15 protein-coding genes are annotated in these 17,811 nt (G+C 72.5%); 9 read left to right on the top strand and 6 right to left on the bottom strand.

Going from position 1 to position 17,811, the window contains the following annotated elements; genetic code table 11:
• Positions 1-47 precede the first annotated feature (47 nt).
• A complete protein-coding gene (locus ACFVYR_RS10470; RefSeq protein WP_384250087.1) occupies positions 48-1,487 on the top strand; it encodes a gamma-aminobutyraldehyde dehydrogenase in 1,440 nt (479 codons plus the stop codon).
• A 147-nt stretch (positions 1,488-1,634) separates the two neighbouring features.
• Positions 1,635-4,238: an MXAN_6230/SCO0854 family RING domain-containing protein gene (locus ACFVYR_RS10475; RefSeq protein WP_384250090.1), complete on the top strand. Its 2,604-nt coding sequence runs from the start codon at positions 1,635-1,637 to the stop codon at positions 4,236-4,238.
• A 365-nt stretch (positions 4,239-4,603) separates the two neighbouring features.
• Here ACFVYR_RS10475 and ACFVYR_RS10480 read toward each other — a convergent pair whose 3' ends face one another.
• Positions 4,604-4,807 (bottom strand): hypothetical protein, encoded by a 204-nt coding sequence (locus tag ACFVYR_RS10480; RefSeq protein ID WP_384250092.1) that lies wholly within the window; start codon positions 4,805-4,807, stop codon positions 4,604-4,606.
• A gap of 482 nt (positions 4,808-5,289) precedes the next feature.
• Here ACFVYR_RS10480 and ACFVYR_RS10485 point away from each other — a divergent pair, with 482 nt between their 5' ends.
• From ACFVYR_RS10485 to ACFVYR_RS10505, 5 genes are all read left to right on the top strand, one after another.
• Positions 5,290-6,453, top strand: coding sequence for a PotD/PotF family extracellular solute-binding protein (locus ACFVYR_RS10485; RefSeq protein WP_384250095.1), 1,164 nt, complete (start codon positions 5,290-5,292; stop codon positions 6,451-6,453).
• A 312-nt stretch (positions 6,454-6,765) separates the two neighbouring features.
• Positions 6,766-7,482 carry a GNAT family N-acetyltransferase gene (locus tag ACFVYR_RS10490; protein ID WP_384250097.1) on the top strand — a complete coding sequence of 239 codons (717 nt, stop codon included), beginning with the start codon at positions 6,766-6,768 and terminating at the stop codon, positions 7,480-7,482.
• Positions 7,483-7,712: 230 nt separating this feature from the next.
• On the top strand, positions 7,713-8,660 hold the full coding sequence (locus ACFVYR_RS10495) for an endonuclease/exonuclease/phosphatase family protein (RefSeq protein ID WP_384250228.1): 948 nt from the start codon (positions 7,713-7,715) through the stop codon (positions 8,658-8,660).
• A gap of 157 nt (positions 8,661-8,817) precedes the next feature.
• A complete protein-coding gene (gene cseB / locus ACFVYR_RS10500) occupies positions 8,818-9,570 on the top strand; it encodes a two-component system response regulator CseB (RefSeq protein ID WP_384250100.1) in 753 nt (250 codons plus the stop codon).
• Between the two features lie 10 nt (positions 9,571-9,580).
• Positions 9,581-10,831 carry a sensor histidine kinase gene (locus tag ACFVYR_RS10505; RefSeq protein WP_384250102.1) on the top strand — a complete coding sequence of 417 codons (1,251 nt, stop codon included), beginning with the start codon at positions 9,581-9,583 and terminating at the stop codon, positions 10,829-10,831.
• A gap of 12 nt (positions 10,832-10,843) precedes the next feature.
• Here the strand turns inward: ACFVYR_RS10505 and ACFVYR_RS10510 are convergent, their stop codons facing one another.
• The 3 genes from ACFVYR_RS10510 to ACFVYR_RS10520 are packed head-to-tail and all read right to left on the bottom strand — an operon-like array spanning position 10,844 to position 13,538.
• Positions 10,844-11,710: a DUF72 domain-containing protein gene (locus tag ACFVYR_RS10510; RefSeq protein WP_384250105.1), complete on the bottom strand. Its 867-nt coding sequence runs from the start codon at positions 11,708-11,710 to the stop codon at positions 10,844-10,846.
• 58 nt (positions 11,711-11,768) lie between these two features.
• Positions 11,769-12,449, bottom strand: coding sequence for a glycerophosphodiester phosphodiesterase (locus ACFVYR_RS10515; protein WP_384250108.1), 681 nt, complete (start codon positions 12,447-12,449; stop codon positions 11,769-11,771).
• A gap of 27 nt (positions 12,450-12,476) precedes the next feature.
• On the bottom strand, positions 12,477-13,538 hold the full coding sequence (locus tag ACFVYR_RS10520; protein ID WP_384250111.1) for an adenosine deaminase: 1,062 nt from the start codon (positions 13,536-13,538) through the stop codon (positions 12,477-12,479).
• Positions 13,539-13,661: 123 nt separating this feature from the next.
• On the opposite strand from ACFVYR_RS10520, the gene ACFVYR_RS10525 reads away from it, so the two are divergent.
• Positions 13,662-14,483, top strand: coding sequence for a DUF4190 domain-containing protein (locus ACFVYR_RS10525; protein WP_384250114.1), 822 nt, complete (start codon positions 13,662-13,664; stop codon positions 14,481-14,483).
• Between the two features lie 61 nt (positions 14,484-14,544).
• Here ACFVYR_RS10525 and ACFVYR_RS10530 read toward each other — a convergent pair whose 3' ends face one another.
• Positions 14,545-15,864, bottom strand: coding sequence for an aminotransferase class I/II-fold pyridoxal phosphate-dependent enzyme (locus tag ACFVYR_RS10530; protein WP_384250117.1), 1,320 nt, complete (start codon positions 15,862-15,864; stop codon positions 14,545-14,547).
• Between the two features lie 76 nt (positions 15,865-15,940).
• Here ACFVYR_RS10530 and ACFVYR_RS10535 point away from each other — a divergent pair, with 76 nt between their 5' ends.
• A complete protein-coding gene (locus ACFVYR_RS10535) occupies positions 15,941-17,218 on the top strand; it encodes an MFS transporter (RefSeq protein ID WP_384250120.1) in 1,278 nt (425 codons plus the stop codon).
• An 11-nt stretch (positions 17,219-17,229) separates the two neighbouring features.
• On the opposite strand, the gene ACFVYR_RS10540 is transcribed toward ACFVYR_RS10535, so the two are convergent.
• Positions 17,230-17,787, bottom strand: a complete 558-nt coding sequence (locus ACFVYR_RS10540; RefSeq protein ID WP_384250123.1) for an NADAR family protein — start codon at positions 17,785-17,787, stop codon at positions 17,230-17,232.
• Positions 17,788-17,811 lie beyond the last annotated feature (24 nt).

Consider the following 17,811-nt stretch of genomic DNA (forward strand, 5'->3'; position numbering starts at 1 on the left):
GGGTGGGTGTCTCATCCACTGGACATCTGACTTGGAGGGCCGCGGAAGTGACCACCGAGCTGCGCCGTCTGCGCAACTACATCAACGGAGAATTCCGGGACGCGGCCGACGGACGGACCACCGAGGTCATCAATCCGGTGACCGGCGAGGCGTACGCGACCGCGCCGCTCTCGGGCGAGGCCGACGTGGACGCCGCCATGCAGGCCGCCGCCGCCGCGTTCCCCGCCTGGCGCGACCTGACGCCCGCCGAGCGGCAGAAGGCCCTGCTCAAGATCGCCGACGCGTTCGAGGAGCGGGCCGAGGAGCTCATCGCCGCCGAGGTCGAGAACACGGGCAAGCCGATCGGACTCACGCGGTCCGAGGAGATCCCGCCCATGGTCGACCAGATCCGCTTCTTCGCGGGCGCGGCGCGGATGCTCGAGGGCCGCGCCGCCGGCGAGTACATGGAGGGCCTGACCTCCATCGTCCGCCGCGAGCCGATCGGTGTCTGCGCGCAGGTCGCGCCGTGGAACTACCCCATGATGATGGGCGTCTGGAAGTTCGCCCCGGCGCTCGCCGCGGGCAACACGGTGGTCCTCAAGCCGTCGGACACCACCCCCGCGTCGACCGTCCTGATGGCCGAGATCATCGGCTCCATCGTGCCGCCCGGCGTCTTCAACGTCGTCACGGGCGACCGTGACACCGGCCGTCTGATGGTCGAGCACAGGACGCCCGCGATGGCCTCCATCACCGGCTCCGTGCGCGCCGGCATGCAGGTCGCCGAGTCCGCCTCCAAGGACCTCAAGCGGGTCCACCTGGAGCTCGGCGGCAAGGCGCCCGTCGTCGTCTTCGAGGACACCGACATCGCCAAGGCCGTCGAGGACATCTCGATGGCGGGCTTCTTCAACGCGGGCCAGGACTGTACGGCCGCCACGCGTGTGCTCGTCCACGAGTCCATCCACGACGAGTTCGTGACGGCGCTCGCCAAGGCCGCCGCCGACACGAAGACCGGTCAGCCGGACGACGAGGACGTGCTCTACGGCCCGCTCAACAACGCCAACCAGCTGAAGCAGGTCACCGGCTTCATCGAGCGGCTGCCCGCGCACGCGCGCGTGGAGGCCGGTGGCCAGCGGGTCGGCGAGAAGGGCTACTTCTTCGCGCCGACCGTCGTCTCCGGCCTCAAGCAGGACGACGAGATCATCCAGAACGAGGTCTTCGGCCCGGTCATCACCGTCCAGTCCTTCACGGACGAGGCGCAGGCCGTCGAGTACGCGAACGGCGTCGACTACGCGCTGGCGTCCTCGGTGTGGACCAAGGACCACGCGCGCGCGATGCGCATGTCCAAGGTCCTCGACTTCGGCTGCGTCTGGATCAACACGCACATTCCTCTCGTCGCCGAGATGCCGCACGGTGGCTTCAAGAAGTCCGGCTACGGCAAGGACCTCTCGTCGTACGGGTTCGACGACTACACGCGCATCAAGCACGTGATGACGTCGATCGAGGGATAAATCGTGTGACCGCCTGTCCGCCCCCGCGTACCGTTGCGTACGCGGGGGCGGCTCCGTGGTGTGCTTCCTTCTTCTTCTTATGCAAAAAGATACGTAGCGCACCCACTCCCCGCCCCCGCCTTCTTCTGCGCTAGGGGGTGGGACCTGATGACGACGACGGCGACCGGCGAACTCGCCGGGGTGCTGCTGCGACGCCGGCAGAGCGTGTACGTCCCCGAGGGCCCCGGACGGACCGCCGTGACCGACGCGGGCGTGGTCGTCCTGGAGGCCGAACTCGCCGACCGCGGGCACCTGTTGACCGTGCCGCTGCGCCGCGCGCTGACCGCGCTGTCCGTCGACGGCCTCGCCACCACCGGGCGCCGACTGATCGCCGACGTCGACGCGCTGATGGGCTCCGACCGGCGCCACGCCCCGCTGTTCGCGCGGTTCCCCGCCGAGACCGCGTACCAGCCCGCGTACGAGCGCTACACCTCCGTCGTCGCCCGGCACCTCGCCGCCCAGCCGCACCAGCCCTGCATGAACTGCGCGGGGACCAAGGCGGGCGTGCGCGCGCTGCGGCCCTGCGCCCATCTGCTGTGCGACGACTGCCTCGGCAAGAAGCGCGGCCACTGGTACTGCTGCGACCAGTGCTGCGAGTGGTACGCCTGCCCGATCTGCGACAAGCGCTACGAGACCGAAGGGCCCGTCGACCCCTGGCTCGACACCGGCTCCGGCCTCGGCGGTGACGGCGGCGAGATCCTGCGCGCCCTGCGGCTCGGCGCGCCAGGCGACGCCGCCGCCGAACTGACGGCACTGCTCGCCCGCCGTACGCCGCTGAGCCCCCAGGACCACGACGACCTGGTGCTGCTCCTCGGGAACGCCGACCTGGCCGGCGCCGCCGACTGGCTCCCGGCCGAGATCCCGCTGCGCGAGAGCAAGGCCCTCGCCCTCGCGCCGCTCCTCGACCTCCCCGGGGCGTGGCCGCGGATCACGCGGTACGCGGACACCGCCACGGACGTGCTGCGGCTGCTCGTCGTACGGTCCGGAGGCGACCCCGACCTGCTCGAACTCCCGCGCCTGCGCGGCCTGAAGCGCCCCGCGCGCCGCGCACTCCTCGCCCTGCTCGACGGGTTCGACTTCCGGCGCCTCATCGAGGACATGAACCGTCACCCGCGCGCGTGGAAGCGGGTCGGCGAAATCCTGCACCCCTTCGAGCAGGCCCACCGCCACGCGCGCGTGGCGCTCGCCTTCGCGGTCCTGCGCGGGACACGCGTCGGCGACGGCGCGCTCGGCGAGGTGCTGCTCGCCGAGGCGGCCCGCCACGAGGACGTCAGGCTCGCCGGTGACCGGCTGCGGACCGTCACCTGGCAGGGGCGCGTCGAGGAGGCTCTCGCCCGCTGGGACGTGCAGGGCGCCGCCCGGCTCCTGCGCGAGCGCCCCGGTGAGCTGCTTCGCCGCCTCGACGTGCTGCTGGCCCGCTCCGGCGCGACGACGCTCCCCGACACGGTCGGCGAGGCCCTCGCCGACGCCCTGCCGCGCTCAGGACCGGGGCCGCTGCTCGGCGCGTACGGCCGGATGAAGATCCGCGCCGTGCCGGGGCACCGCCGCGTCTTCTTCCCGCGCGGGCGCGTCACCAAGGCGTACGCCGTCGAGGACCACCGCCCGCCGCTGCCCGCACGGGTCGCGGGCCGGGCGGGCGAGCTCATCGCGGCCGAGGCCGTGCGGCGCCTCGCCGAGCGCGCCGGTGAGCGGTACGACGTGGCCGTCCTTGACGCCTCCCTCGCCGACCTGCCCGTGCCGTTCGCGGAGCGCGCGTCGGCGGCCTCGCTCGTCGCGGTGCCGCGCGGCAGCTCGCTGCCCATGCCCGCCGACAGCGAGACCGTGCGGCTCTTCCTGCACTGGACGCAGCCCAAGGGCACACGCGTCGACCTCGACCTCTCCGTCGCGCTCTACGACGACCTGTGGCGCTTCGTCGGCCTCTGCGACTACACGCAGCTTGAGTACGCGGGCGGCGCCGCCCGGCACTCCGGGGACCTGACCTCCGCGCCCGCCCCGCACGGCGCCACGGAGTACCTGGACCTCGACCTGCCGCGGCTGGCCCACACCGGGGTGCGGTTCGTGGTGCCCGCGGTCATCGCGTACAACGACGTGCCCTTCGACGAACTACCGGACGCCTTCGCCGGGTTCATGGCGGTGCGGGGAGAGGAACGGGCCGTCTACGACCCCCGCACCGTCCGGCAGCGCTTCGACCTCGGCGGCGACGCGAAGTTCCGCGTACCGATGGTCGTCGACCTGCGCACCCGACGCGCGTGGTGGGCCGACGTCACCCTCGCCACCGTCGGCACCGACCACGACATGTGGCGGTACCGCAGGCAGGTCGGGCGGATGGGGAACGACCTGCTCGACACCTTCCAGCCGTGCGGCAGGGCCACCCTCTGGGACCTCGCCTGCTGGACGGCGGCGGCCCGCACCGACGGTGACGTGTACGTGCGCGGCCGCGGCCACGTGCTGTGGGGCTACCGCCGCGCGAAGGACGAGCCGCGCGCGGACTTCGCGCTGCGCGTCCGCGACGGCTGGGAGCCGGACGTGCTCCGCGCCGAACCGGGTCTTGCGGACCGACGGGCCCTTCTCGTACTGCTGCACGGCGAGTTGGCGGGGGCCGAGGACGCCTCGTCGGGCACGGCGTACCGCCTGTACCCCGGTCCGGTCGACGCGGCGCCGCTGGAACGGATCACGGCGGGGGACCTGGCGGGGTGGCTGGAGCCGGTGTGAGCAGGTGTCTTGAACCCTGGCTATGAGGCATTGGCGGCTGGACGATCTGCCCGGTGTGCCGGTGTGCCGGTGTGCCCGGTGTGCGGTCGGCCGTGGGCGATGGGGGTGAAACAGGCGAAGTCGGCGGTGCACTGCTCCAATCGGTGCCTACGAGTCCGGAACCCGCACCCGGGCAGGAGCGTGCACGGGTGCGGGTGTGGACGGCCAGGGCCCGCCCGGTCAGTCGGCTTGCAGACCTGTGCCGACGCGCTGTGGCCGAACATCCCCGGGGGGGGCGCCCACAGCGCCGCCCACGCGGTCCAGCTGGTGAGCAAGCCCTGCGCGCAGTCCGGGCGAACACTCCAGACGGGGCGGCTCACAGGTGCTTAAAAGTAGCCGCCGTAGACCCATCCGGTCACGGTCTTGTACGAGGGACTGCTGACCTTCCCGTACCACCACGTGTTGCCTGCCTTGTTCTTGGCAGTGCAGTACCGGTAGATGCGGCCCGAGAGGCTCTCCAGGGTACCCACGCGCTTGTAATTGGAGGCGGGGCCTGAGCGGACCGGCAGGTCCTCCGTATTGACAGACACGAACGTCTTGTTGCGGGTGTTGTGATCGCAGGCACTGCCCCCCACCGCACTTGCCGTGGGTGCCGCCGTCATAGCAGCGCCACAGAGCAGAGCAGCCGCTGTCGCGATCGTGGCCGAACGCCTGATCCTTGCGGCGCCGGTAGTCGGCCGTGAAGAAATGAGCACGTCAATCCTTTCGGTAGTCGGACCGGATGCTACGCGATGGCGGTCACGCGGAGACCAGGCAGTTCGACGTCAGCGTCGAGGGCCTGCGGGTCAGCCTGGCCGGCGCCGAAGACAGGCTTTCAGTGGGCTCGTCCCGCCCACCCGGCGGTCGGCGCCGTACCCCGTGCCGGATGACCGGCGCGTCGTATCGCACGCCCGGTGATCGACAAGGTGTCGGCTCCACGGGGCGCGGCTCGACGCTGCGTCCATTGTCCGGCGCGGGCGCGAGGGCGCATGCTGCCGGGGTGCGAGCGAACCCCGGCCCCATAGCCTCCCCCGTGTCCCGCCGTTCCCTGCTGCGCGCCCTGGCCGGCGGGGCGGCCGTCAGTACGCTCGCGGGGTGCGGGGTGCCCGCCGCGTACATCGCACCGGACGAGCGCTCCGCCGGTGACCGCTCCGCGCGGGACAAGAAGCTGACGTTCGCCAACTGGCCCCTGTACATCGACACCGACGACGAGAACAAGACGAAGCGCCCCTCACTCGATGCCTTCGAGAAGCGGACCGGGATCGACGTCCGCTACACGGAGGAGATCAACGACAACGACGAGTTCTTCGGCAAGATCAGCCCGTCCCTGATGAACCACCAGGAGACCGGCCGCGACCTCATCGTCATCAGCGACTGGATGTGCGCCCGCTTCGTACGGCTCGGCTGGGTCCAGGAGATGGACCGCGCGCACCAGCCCAACGTCACCAGGTACCTCGACCCGCAACTGCGTTCGCCGCACTTCGACCCGGGGCGCAAGTTCACCGTGCCCTGGCAGTCGGGCATCACCGGCATCGCGTACAACAAGCGCAGGCTCGGCCGCGAGATCAAGCACGTCTCCGACCTGTGGGCCGACGACCTCAAGGGCCGCGTCACGCTGCTGTCCGGCCTCGACGAGGCGTTCGCGCTGCTGCTCCAGGGCGACGGCGTCGACATCACCAAGTGGACGGCGGACGACTTCCACCGGATGTGCGACAAGGTCGAGAAGCTGGTGAACAGCCACCACATCCGCCGCTTCACCGGCAACGACTACATCAAGGACCTCTCCAGCGGCGACGTCCTGGCCTGCCAGGCCTACAGCGGCGACGTCATCCAGCTCCAGGCGGACGACCCGGACATCGAGTTCGTCGTCCCCGAGGAGGGCGCGGAGCTGTGGGCGGAATCCCTGATGATCCCCAACCTGGCCCGCCACAAGCGCAACGCCGAGCGGCTCATCGACCACTACTACGAGCCGGAGGTGGCCGCGGAGCTCGCGGCCTGGGTCAACTACGTCTGCCCCGTCCCGGCCGCCCGCGACATCCTCGCCTCCTCCAAGGACAAGGAACGGGCCGCCCTCGCCGAGGACCCGCTGATCTTCCCGGACGACACGATGCGCAAGCGGCTCGTCATCGCGCGGGACATCAGGTCGAAGGAGCGGACGGAGTTCGCCAAGCGGTGGAACGCGTTGGTGGGGCTGTAGCTCGGCCGCGGCGCTCTTCGGCCGATCTGCTGCCACGGCCCCGCCCGGGACTACCGCCCGGACTGCCTCCCGGACCACTGCTTGAACCGTTGTTCGGGCCGCTGCTGAGAGCCTGTGCCATATCCCCGGCCGGGTGGTCGTCGTCTGGCACGCACGCTCGCCGCGTTGCCGAAAAGCCCTAGTAGCTCCGCTACGAAAACTTCCCGGCGCCTTGCGATCGCACGCACCAGACGACGCCCACTGATCCGACCGGGGATATGACACAGGCTCTTAGACTGCCGTCACAGGAAGCGACAGGAGAGGCGCAGCACGATGGAGGACCGCGACGTCGTCGCACTCGACGACCCGGTGGGCGGATCGCTCCGCGGCTCGCACGCGCGTCTGGGCCGCCGGGCCGGACTGGCCGCCACCTATCTGCCGGACGTCGCGACGTTCTCCGCGGTGCCCGCCGACGCGGATGCGGCGGCGTGGGACGACCTCGCCCGGCTGCTCGGTCCCGACGCGTTCGCGGACATGTTCAGCTGCCCGGCGATCCCGCCGCCGGACTGGGAGCCGGTCTTCGTGCTCGAGGGCCGTCAGATGGTCTGGCCCGGCAGCGGGCGGCCCGGCCCGCCGGACGCCGGGACCGATGACGGCGCCGACACCGGCGTGGTCGAACTCGGCGCCGACGACGTGCCCGACATGCTCGCCCTCGTGGAGTCGGCCCAACCGGGCCCGTTCTGGCCGCGCACCCATGAACTCGGCACCTACCTCGGCATACGCGAGCGGGGGAGACTGGTCGCGATGGCGGGCGAACGGCTGCGGCCGCCGGGCTGGACGGAGATCAGCGCGGTCTGCACCCTCCCCGAGGCCCGCGGGCGGGGGCACGCCGCCCGCCTGGTGAGCGCGCTCGTCACGCACGTCCTGGCGCGGGACGAGCGGCCCTTCCTGCACGTGGCCGAGGCGAACGACGGCGCCATCGCCCTCTACGAACGGCTCGGCTTCAAGACCCGCAAGCAGGTGACGTTCCGCGGGTTCCGCACTCCCTGAGACTGGGGTTCAAAGGCAGGCCCTGACGACTGTGTCGGGAGCCCCTCGCGGTGATACGCAGCTGATACACGCTCGCGCGACGGCCGAAGCACGGCGCTGACCGGGCGGAAGCGCGGCTCCCTCAGTCTGTGGACGTACCCCGTGTCCGGCGTACACCCACCAGCCTCAGGGAGGCGGCTGTCGTGTTCACACGTGAGCGGAATTCTTTCCGTGGCGTGCCGTGGAGATCAGTGCGGGGCCTTTCGGGCGGGACCGGCCTCCCGTGGCGGAAGGCGGACCAGGTCGCCGTCGCTTTCGCCCTGCTCTCCGCCCTCGTCATGGCCCTGCACGCCCGCATACCGAACGGGATCGGCAACCTCGGGAGCCTTCTGCAGACGGTGCTGCCCTGGACGGGCCTGAGCGTGGTGGCGCTCCTCGCGGTCGCGGTGGCCCGGCGCTCCGCCCTCGTCGCCGTCGCCGTCCTCGCGCCCGCCGTCACCTGGTGCTCCCTCTTCGCCGGCACGTTCGCCGACAAGCGGTCGGGCGGCGGAGACCTGACCGTGGTCAGCCACAACGTGAACGAGGAGAACCCCGACCCGGCCGGGACCGCGCGGAAACTCGCGGCCTCGGGCGCCGACGTGCTGGCGCTGGAGGAGCTGCCCCGCAAGGGAGCCGCGGCGTACGAGCGCGAACTGGCCCGCGGCTACCGGTACTCCGTGGTGCTCGGCGGGGTCGGCCTGTGGAGCAAGTACCCCCTTGCGGCCATGGCGCCGGTGGAGATCATGCCCTGGACACGGGCCCTGCGCGCGACCATCCGGACGCCCGAGGGACCCCTCGCCCTCTACGCCGCCCACCTCGCCTCCGTCCGCGTCCACCCGGGCACCGGCTTCACCACCGCCCGCCGCAACGAGGCGGCCGTGAAGCTGGCCGCGGCCGTACGGGCGGAGCGGCTGCCCCGGACCGTTGTGGTCGGCGACTTCAACGGGTCCACCGATGACGCGGCCCTGCGGCCCCTGACCGCGGGGCTGCGCTCCGCGCAGGACGAGGCGGGGAAGGGGTTCGGCTTCACCTGGCCCGCCGCGTTCCCGGCCGTCCGCATCGACCAGATCCTGGTGAAGGGCCTGGTCCCCGCCTCCGCATGGACCCTTCCGGCTACCGGCAGCGATCATCTGCCGGTAGCCGCCGCGCTGCGTCTGTGACCCGCCGGTACGGTCACCATGAACGCTGGGCCGCTCGCGCGGAGCCGCGGAGCCGCGAAGCCGCGGAGCCGCGAAGCCGCAAAGCCTCAAAGCCTCAAAGCCGCAGAGCTGCCGAGCCTCAGAGCTGCCAAGCCGTGCGTACCCGGAAAGGTGAGTCTTGTCTGCATCCCGTGGCCCCGACCCGGCACACGCGCCGGTCGTCAGCGTGCTCGTCGTCGAGGACGACCCCGCCATCCGCCGCTCCGTACAACTCGCCCTGGAGCGTTACGGGTACGAGGTCTCGGTCGCCGGTGACGGGCTCGACGGCCTGGAGGCGTTCCGTGCGGGGCGGCACGATCTGCTGATCCTCGATGTGATGCTGCCCGGCCTGGACGGTATCGGGCTGTGCCAGCGTATCCGTGAGGAGAGCCTCGTACCGGTCCTGATGATGTCCGCGCGGGGCGACGCCCTGGACGTCGTGGCGGGGCTTGAGGCCGGGGCCGACGACTACGTCGTGAAGCCCGTCGACATCGGCGTCATGGTCGCCCGCATCCGTACGTTGCTGCGGCGCGCGACCTTCGACGCGTCAGCGGCCGGGAGGCAGACCCCGGAGACGGAGACGGAGACTGAGACCGAAACGGAGAAGCCGCTCGTCTTTGGTGACCTGAGCCTCGACACCCGCGGTCTCGAGGTGCGCAGAGCGGGCGAGCCCGTGCCGCTCACCCCCACCGAACTGCGCCTGCTCCTGGCCTTCGCCGAGCACCCCGGCAGCGTCCTGGACCGGCGTCGGCTGCTGCGGGACGTCTGGGACTACGGCTGGGAGGGCGACACCCGGGTCGTCGACCTGGCCGTGGTGCGGCTGCGCAAGAAGATCGGCGCCGGCCGCATCGAGACCGTCCGCGGCTTCGGCTACAAACTCGTGCGGGGCTGAGACGGCGGTCATGGGACTTTTCAACCCGCGCGCCCTGCGCTGGAAGATCGCGGCGCTGACCGCGGCCGCCTGCTGCGCGGTCGCCGCCGTGGTCGGCCTGCTCGTCCACGAGGCGACGCAGCAGCACGGACTGCGGGCGGGGCGCGACCGGTCGTACACGCAACTGCACGCCGCGGAGCAGGAGTACGCCCGCACCGGCAAACGTCCCGCCGCCGCCGAGCTTCTGACACGGGACGAGGTTCCCGCACCGCTGGCCCGCGACCTCGCCGCCCGGAGCGAGCCCGGTGCGTACGCCGACTGGTACGACAGGAAGGACCCGAACTGGTACTGGATGTGGGCGGCCGTCGCCGTCGGCGACCACGTCCTCGCCGTCCGCACGGACATGAGCGCCGAGGTGCGCGCCCTGCAGCTCCTCGACCGCAGCATCGTCAAGGCCGTCCTCGCCGCCCTCGCCGTCGTCGTCCCCCTCGCCGCGCTCGCCACCGAACCGGTCAACCGGCGGCTGCGCCACGGCGCCCGCACCGCCCGCCGGATCGCCGACGGCCACCTCGACGCCCGTATCGGCAACCGGGGCCGGGCCCGCGACGAGATCACCGAGATGTCCGCCGCCATGGACGCCATGGCGGCGACCCTGCAACGCAGACTGGAGTCGGAGAAGCGCTTCACCGCCGATGTCGCCCACGAACTGCGCACCCCCCTGATGGGCCTGGTCACCGCGGGCGGCCTGCTCCCCGAGGACGACGAGGTCGCGGATCTCGTACGCGAACGGGTGGCGGCCCTGCGCGGCCTGACCGAGGACCTGCTGGAGATCTCCCGCCTCGACGCGGGGGCCGAGCGGGCGAGGCTCGACGACGTTCCGCTGGGGGAGCTGGTCGCCGACGTGGTCCGGCGCGGCGGGACGGACACCGAGGTACGGGTGGAGACCGGAGCCGCCCGGGTCGTACGCACCGACCCGCGCCGCGTCGAACGCGTCGTCACCAACCTCGTCACCAACGCGCACCGGCACGGTGAGGGGCCCGTCCAGGTCACGGTCGACGGCGCGCGCGTCACCGTGTGGGACCACGGCCCCGGCTTCGGCGCCGACCTGCTGGCCCACGGGCCCCGCCGCTTCCGTACGGGGACCGCCGAGCGCGGCCACGGGCACGGCCTCGGCCTGACCATCGCCCTGGGCCAGGCCGAAGTGCTCGGCGCCCGCCTGACCCTCGCCGACGCGCCCGACGGGGGAGCGGTCGCCACCCTCCAACTGGAAGACAGGCCTTAGAGCCTATGGCTCTTAGGTCCGGGACACGTGCTCGCCCAGCAGGTCCTTCATCGACTCCGCCGCGCGCACCGCCGCGTCCGCGCAGCAGTTGTTGAACAGGACGTGGACCTCGTCGGCCCGCTCGGCCATGTCGCGCACGCGCGGGAGCCACTCGGCGAGTTCCGTTCGCGTGTAGGTGTGCCGGAACTTGTCCTCCTTGGAGCCGGTGCCCCATGCCGCGCTCCGGCCGTGGAAGCGGATCACCGCGTGCCGGGGGGCGGTGACCGGGGCCACCGGAGGTATGGAGTGCGGCAGGCCCTGCGCCGTGTCCACCGCGACCGCGGCGAGGTCGAGTTCCGTCAGGAGCGCCGCGGTCCGGGCCCCCTGGTGCGCGCTCCACCAGTGCGGGTGCCGGAACTCCACCGCGACCGGCCAGCCCGCGGCGCGCCGCGCGCACTCCTTGAGCGCGTGCTCCGCCCGGCTGCCCGGCGTGAACCACGGCGGGAACTGGAACAGCAGGGTCCCGAGGCGGTCCGCCGCGCGCAACGGTTCGAGCGCGTCGGTGAAGCGCTGCCACACGGTGTCGAGGAGTTCCGGCCCCTCGGAGAGTCCCCGCAGGTCGGGCGGGAGAGCGGCCTGCCGCGTCGGATGCCCGGTGAGCATCGAGAACGCCTTCACGTCGAAGCGGAACCCGTCCGGCGTGCGCTCGGCCCACTGGCCGCAGGTGCGGCTGCTGGGCAGCGCGTAGTACGTCGAGTCGACCTCCACCAGCGGGAAGCGGTCGGCGTAATGGCGCAGCCTGCCCTCCGCGTCCCTGCGTCCCCGCGGGTACCAGCCGCTGGTCAGCAGCGCGCGGTCCGTCCACGAACAGGTCCCTACCAGAATCTCGCTCTCGCTCATCCGGCCCGGGTACCCCGAAGAGCGGGGGTACCCCGAGGACCACGGATATCCGGAGGATTCAGGACATGCGCAGCGAGGTCAGGACGTCGACGCGGTTGGTGGTGATCGAGTCGGCCCCCGCGTCGATCAGGCGGCGCATCGAGCGGCGGGTGTCGGGGGTCCAGGCCGAGACGAGCAGGCCCTGGCGGTGCACCTGGAGGACGAGTTCGCGGTCGACCAGGGGGAAGCGGTAGTTGAGCCAGCGCGGCTTCACCGCGTCGAGCAGGACGGGGCGGGGTGGGGCGAGGGTCGTCCAGGTCAGCGCGATCTCGGCGGCAGGGTCCGCGTCGCGCACGGCGAGCATTGTTTGCCCGCCCGCGCAGTAGTACACGCGCTCGGCCGCGCCGCACTCCGCGACCACGCCGACGACCGTGCGGACCGCGTCGTGCGTCGCGCCCGGCAGGTCGATCATGAGCCGGTGTCCCTCGGTCGCCTCGATGGCCGCCGCGAGGGTCGGTACGCCGCCTTCGGTGAGGCCGTCGAGCTCGGCGGCGGACAGGGCGGCGAGCGGCCGCTCGTACCCCCACAGGCGCTTGAGCGTCGCGTCGTGCAGCAGGACGGGCACGCCGTCACTGCTCAGGCGGACGTCGATCTCGACCGCGTCCGCGCCCAGGTCGAGCGCGGAGCGCAGGGACGGGAGGGTGTTCTCGCGGACGCGGTAGGGATCGCCTCGGTGGGCCACAGCTGTCACGGTGCGCATGGGCCCATTGTGGTCGCGGGAGGCGGATTACCGCGCGAGCCACGTCTCCGTGTACGTGTCGATCTCGGCGGCGATCGCCGCCTTGCCCGCCGGGTCGAGGAAGGACGCCTCGACGGCGTTCTTCGCGAGGGCCGCGATGCCGCGCTCGTCGAGGCCGAGGAGGCGCGCCGCGACCGCGTACTCGGTGTTGAGGTCGGTGCCGAACATGGGCGGGTCGTCGGAGTTGACCGTCACGACCACCCCCGCCTCGACGAACTGCCTGATCGGGTGCTCGTCGAGGGTGCGGACCGCGCGGGTCGCGATGTTCGAGGTCGGGCAGACCTCCAGCGGGATGCGGTGCTCGGCGAGGTGGGCGAGCAGCTTCGGGTCCTGGGCGGACGTGGTGCCGTGGCCGATGCGCTCGGCCCCGAGGTGGGTGAGCGCGTCCCAGACCGTCTCGGGTCCCGTGGTCTCGCCGGCGTGCGGGACCGAGCGCAGGCCCGCCGCGCGGGCCCGGTCGAAGTGGGGCTTGAACTGAGGGCGCGGCACGCCGATCTCGGGCCCGCCGAGCCCGAAGGAGACCAGGCCCTCGGGGCGCAGCCTGTCGGTGGTGGCGAGCCGGACCGTCTCCTCGGCCGCCTCGAGCCCGGCCTCGCCGGGGATGTCGAAGCACCACCGCAGTACGGTGCCGAACTCGTTCTCCGCGGCCTTGCGGGCGTCCTCGATGGCGTCCATGAAGGCGCGGTCGTCGATGCCGCGGCGGACCGAGGAGAACGGGGTGAGGGTCAGCTCGGCGTAGCGCACGTTCTGCCGCGCCATGTCGCGGGCCACCTCGTAGGTGAGCAGACGCACGTCGTCCGGGGTGCGGATCAGGTCGACGACGGACAGGTAGACCTGGATGAAGTGCGCGAAGTCCGTGAACGTGAAGTACTCGGCGAGCGCCTCGGGGTCGCTCGGCACCGTGGAGTCGCGGTGCCGGGCGGCCAGCTCGGAGACGATGCGGGGGGAGGCCGAACCGACGTGGTGCACGTGGAGTTCCGCCTTGGGCAGCCCCGCGATGAAGGCGTGCGGGTCTCCGTCTTGCGTGGCTGCGGTCTGCTGCTCGGTCACGGGTTCCTCCCCAGGAACGGGCTTGATCGGCTGATCGGTGGGTCGGGGATCATCGTAGGCGGCGGTCGCCGCGGGAAAATCGAGGGCCGTAGCATGACGGAACGTACGAAAGAGGGTGATCGGATGTCCGCCGAGTCCGAGTCCGAGTCCGAGTCCGAGTCCGAGGGTGACTCCGTGACCGGTGCCGGCGCCGGTGCTGGTGGCGCGGAGGAGCGGGACCCCTGGGCGCCGCCGGTCGAGGACGCGAGGCCGGCGGGGCCGCCGCCCCCGGTGCACGGTCAGTGGACGCTCACGTCGATGCCGGGGTCGTTCCCGCCTCCGCAGGGCGGTGGCGCTCCGTTCGCGGCGCCCGGGGAGCCGGTGCCGCCGCCTCCGGTCTCGCCGGAGGGGCCGGGGCAGGTGCCGTACGGGTATCCGGGGCCGCAGGGCGGGTACCCGGGGCCGCAGGGCGGGTTTCCCGGGTACGGGTATCCGGGCTACCCGGGGCAACCGGGCCACCCGGGCGGTCAAGGGGCACCCGGCTACGGCTGGCCCGGCGTGCCGATGGCGCCCGCGAACGGGATGGGCGTGGCCGCGCTCGTCCTCGGGATCATCGCGGCGGTCGGCTTCTTCCTGTGGCCGCTGGCGATCGTCCTCGGCATCCTCGCGGTGATCTTCGGCGCGGTGGGGCGCGGCAAGGCGCGCAGGGGCGAGGCGACGAACGGCGGCCAGGCGCTCGCGGGGATCATCTGCGGGGCGGCGGGCATCGCGCTGGCCGTGGCCATGCTGGTGCTCCTCGTCGTGGTGACGGACGACGACTCGGACGACGGCGCGGCACGGGACGACGACCCCGGCTACTCGGCCACGACGGCCACGACGGCCACGACGGCCGCACCGGCCACCTCGGTCGCACCGCCCACCTCAGCCCCACCGGCCACCTCGGCCGTGCTTCCCGTCCGGGCGTAGTCCCGCCCTGCGGCGTCCCGCCCCACGGTGGCGGACCCGGCCCGCCTCACCCGCGGTACGCTCACCCCCCGTACGTCGCCTCCGACTCCCCGAGCACGGCGGCGAAGTCCGTGGCAAGGCGGGGCGCCTCCGCCACCTCCAGCGTGGACGTCGTGACGCGCACGGCGGTGGGCGTGGCGATGCGGAACCGCGCCCCCGCAGCCACCCACCACCCCCGCGAACGCAGCCCGTTGACTACCGCGGACTCGTCCCGCACGGGCACCCATACGTTCATGCCGCTGGCCCCCCGCGCCGGGATCCCGCGCAGCGCCAGCTCGCGGATCAGCGCTTCACGGCGCTCCGTGTAGGCGCGCTCGGCCCGGCCCACCACCTCGCGCGCCGCGGCGTCCGTCATCGTCCGCTCGACCGTTTCCTGCAGTACGTGACTGACCCACCCCGAGGTGAGGAGCATCCGCCCCTCGTGCCTGGCGAGCGTGGTGGCGTCGCAGGCCAGGGCCGCCCATCGCAGGTCGATGCTCAGATGCTTGGAGACGGTGCGCACCTGCGCCCAGCGTGCGAGTCCGCCGCTCGCCAGTGAGTGCGGGGCCGCCCCCGCCACCTCGGCGTTGTGGTCGTCCTCGATGACGAGCACGTCGGGGAAGCCGCGGAGCACCTCGAGCAGCGCATCCCGCCGCTCCGCCGTGAAGCGGCCGCCCACCGGATTCTGCGCACGCGGGCTGCACACGACCGCCCTGGCGCCCGCGCGCAGCGCGGCACGCAGCGCTTCCGGCCCGATCCCCTCGTCGTCCACGGCCACCGGCGCCATCCGCAGCCCCAACGCCGGTACGAGGTCGAGGAGATGGTGGAAGCCCGGGTCCTCCACGGCCACCGTGTCGCCCGGCTTCAGCTCCACCGAGAGCAGCCGGGCCATGCAGTCGAGCGCTCCGTGGGCGAAGGTCACCCGGTCGTCGGGCACCCCGTCCCGCGCGAACCACTCCCGTGCCACTTCCTCGAGTCGCGCGAGGCGCGGCGCGGCGCGGTGCGAACCGCCCACCGGCTCCACGCGCGCGGGCGGTGTGAGCACCGGCAGCAGCCGCGAATCCGGATGCCCGCCCGCCAGATCGCGCACCCCGTGCGGCGCCCTGGGTGGCCGACGGGTCCCGACCGACGGGGCCTGCGCCACGACCGTCCCGCCCCGGCCGCGGGTCACCACGATCCCGCGCTGCCGCAGTTCCTTGTACGCCGTCGCCACCGTGCCCGCGCTGACGCCCAGGTCGTCGGCGAGCCTGCGTACCGGAGGCAGCGCGGTGCCCGGCGTCAACCCGCCGTCGGCCACCGCCTGTTCGACCGACGCCGTAATGCCCTTGGCGGTCGACCCACTGATCACATATTGTGCTGCCACGTAAGTGATTATGTATCAGTACAAAATCGCCAGTCAAGTCGGAACCACGGAATCATTCGCGAGCCAAGGGGGATTGGTGAGCTTCAGCCGTAAGCGGTCCGCGCTGTACGCACGCATACCGGGAGGTGCCGACGGCCGCCGCATGCTCTGGATCGCCCTGATCAACAAGGCCGGGACCGGCCTCTGGATGGGCGCGGCCGCTCTCTACTTCACCCTGGTCACGGGGCTCTCCGTCGCCCAGGTCGGCGTGCTCATGGGTGTCTCGGGCGCCGTCGGCATCGCGGGCGCACCGCTCGCGGGCCACCTCGCCGACCGCTTCCCGGTCACCCGCATCATCATCGCCTCCCAACTCCAGCAGGCCGTCGCACTGCTGGCGCTGCTGACCACGGACAACTTCGCCCTGCTCCTGCTGTACTCGGCCGTCAACAGCCTCGCCGACCGTGGCGCCAACGTCCTCACCAAGCTGTACGCCGCCCGCATCGCGGGCCAGGACCGCACCAGGTACCAGGCAGTGCAGCGCACCGTCTCCAACGCGGGCTGGGCCATCGGCGGCCTCGCGGGCGCGCTCGCTCTCGCCGTCGGCACCACCCACGCCTACCAGGCACTGCTCATCGGCAACGTGGTCAGCTTCCTCGCCGCCGCGGTCCTCACCCGGCGCTGCGCCGAACCGCCCTCACCGTCCCGCGTGGTCACCGGCTCCACCGCGCCCGCCCCCGCGGCCCCGCAGTCCAACCCCTGGCGCGACCGCTCCTACCTGCTCTTCACCGGGACCGAGGCGGCCCTCTTCCTCGACGACGCGGTGCTCCAGGTCGGCATCCCCCTGTGGATCGTCCACGCCACCGACGCCCCGCCCGGCCTCGCGCCGCTCCTCATGGTGCTCAACTGCGTCCTGGTCGTCTGCTGCCAGGTGCCGCTGTCCCGGTTCGGCAGCACCCCGGAGCGGGCCCGCGCTCTCCTCGTCCCCCTCGCGGCGTGCTTCGTCGTCGGATGCGCCGCGCTGACCGTCTCCACGGCCGGCGGCACCTGGCTCGCCGTCGCCGCCCTCACGGTCGCGGCGACCGCCCTCACCTTCGCGGAGATCCTCCACGCCATCGCGTCCTGGGAACTCTCGATCGCGCTCGCCCCCGACGACGCCCAGGGCGCCTACCTAGGGGTGCACGGACTGTCCTCGTCGGCCCAGCGCAGCGGCGGCCCGCTGCTGGTCACCGCCGTGATCGCCGCGGGACCCCTCGCCTGGCCGGTCCTCGGCGCGGGCGTGATCGCGACGGTGGCGGCACAGAGGCGTCTCGTACGGAAGCGGTTGACCCGGCGAAGCCCCGCTAGAGACCGCGCCGTGGCGCCCCGGACCACTTGAGGCGCCCCCGGTCAGAGCCGGGACCGTGCCTCCATCAGGGCGAAGCCCAGCAGGTTGGGGCCCCGCCACTTCGTGGGGTCCTCCGCTCGCGGGTCGTCGGCCGCCAGGCCGATGCCCCAGACACGGTCCAGGGGGCTCGCCTCGACCAGGACGCGCCGACCCGTCCCGGCGAGGAACTGCCGGAGTGCGGGGTCGGAGGCGAACTTGTGCGTGCTGCCCGCGACCACGACGCCGAACCGCTCGCGCTCCCATATCGCCTCGTCGAAGCCCTTCACGAGCCGTCCCGCGTTCTTCGCCTCGGCGGGTGTCCGGGCCGCGAGGGCCGCCCCCTCCGCGTCCGCGTCGTCGAAGAGGCGGGCCTTGGCCGCCATCATCCAGTGCTCCGCCGTCGCGTACTCCACGCCGTCCACGCTGAAGGGCGAGGGCCACCACTGGCTGAGGCAGCTCGGGCCCAGCGAGCCGTCCCTGCGCGGGGTGTGGCCCCAGAAGTGCAAGTACTTCACCTTCTCGCCCGCGCGCACCGCGCCGACCAGGGCTTCCACCGAGCGGACCGAGTCGGTCTTCGTCATGCACGCGAGTCTGGCACGCACCAC

Source organism: Streptomyces sp. NPDC058284, from assembly GCF_042881135.1.
Taxonomy (GTDB): Bacteria; Actinomycetota; Actinomycetes; order Streptomycetales; family Streptomycetaceae; genus Streptomyces.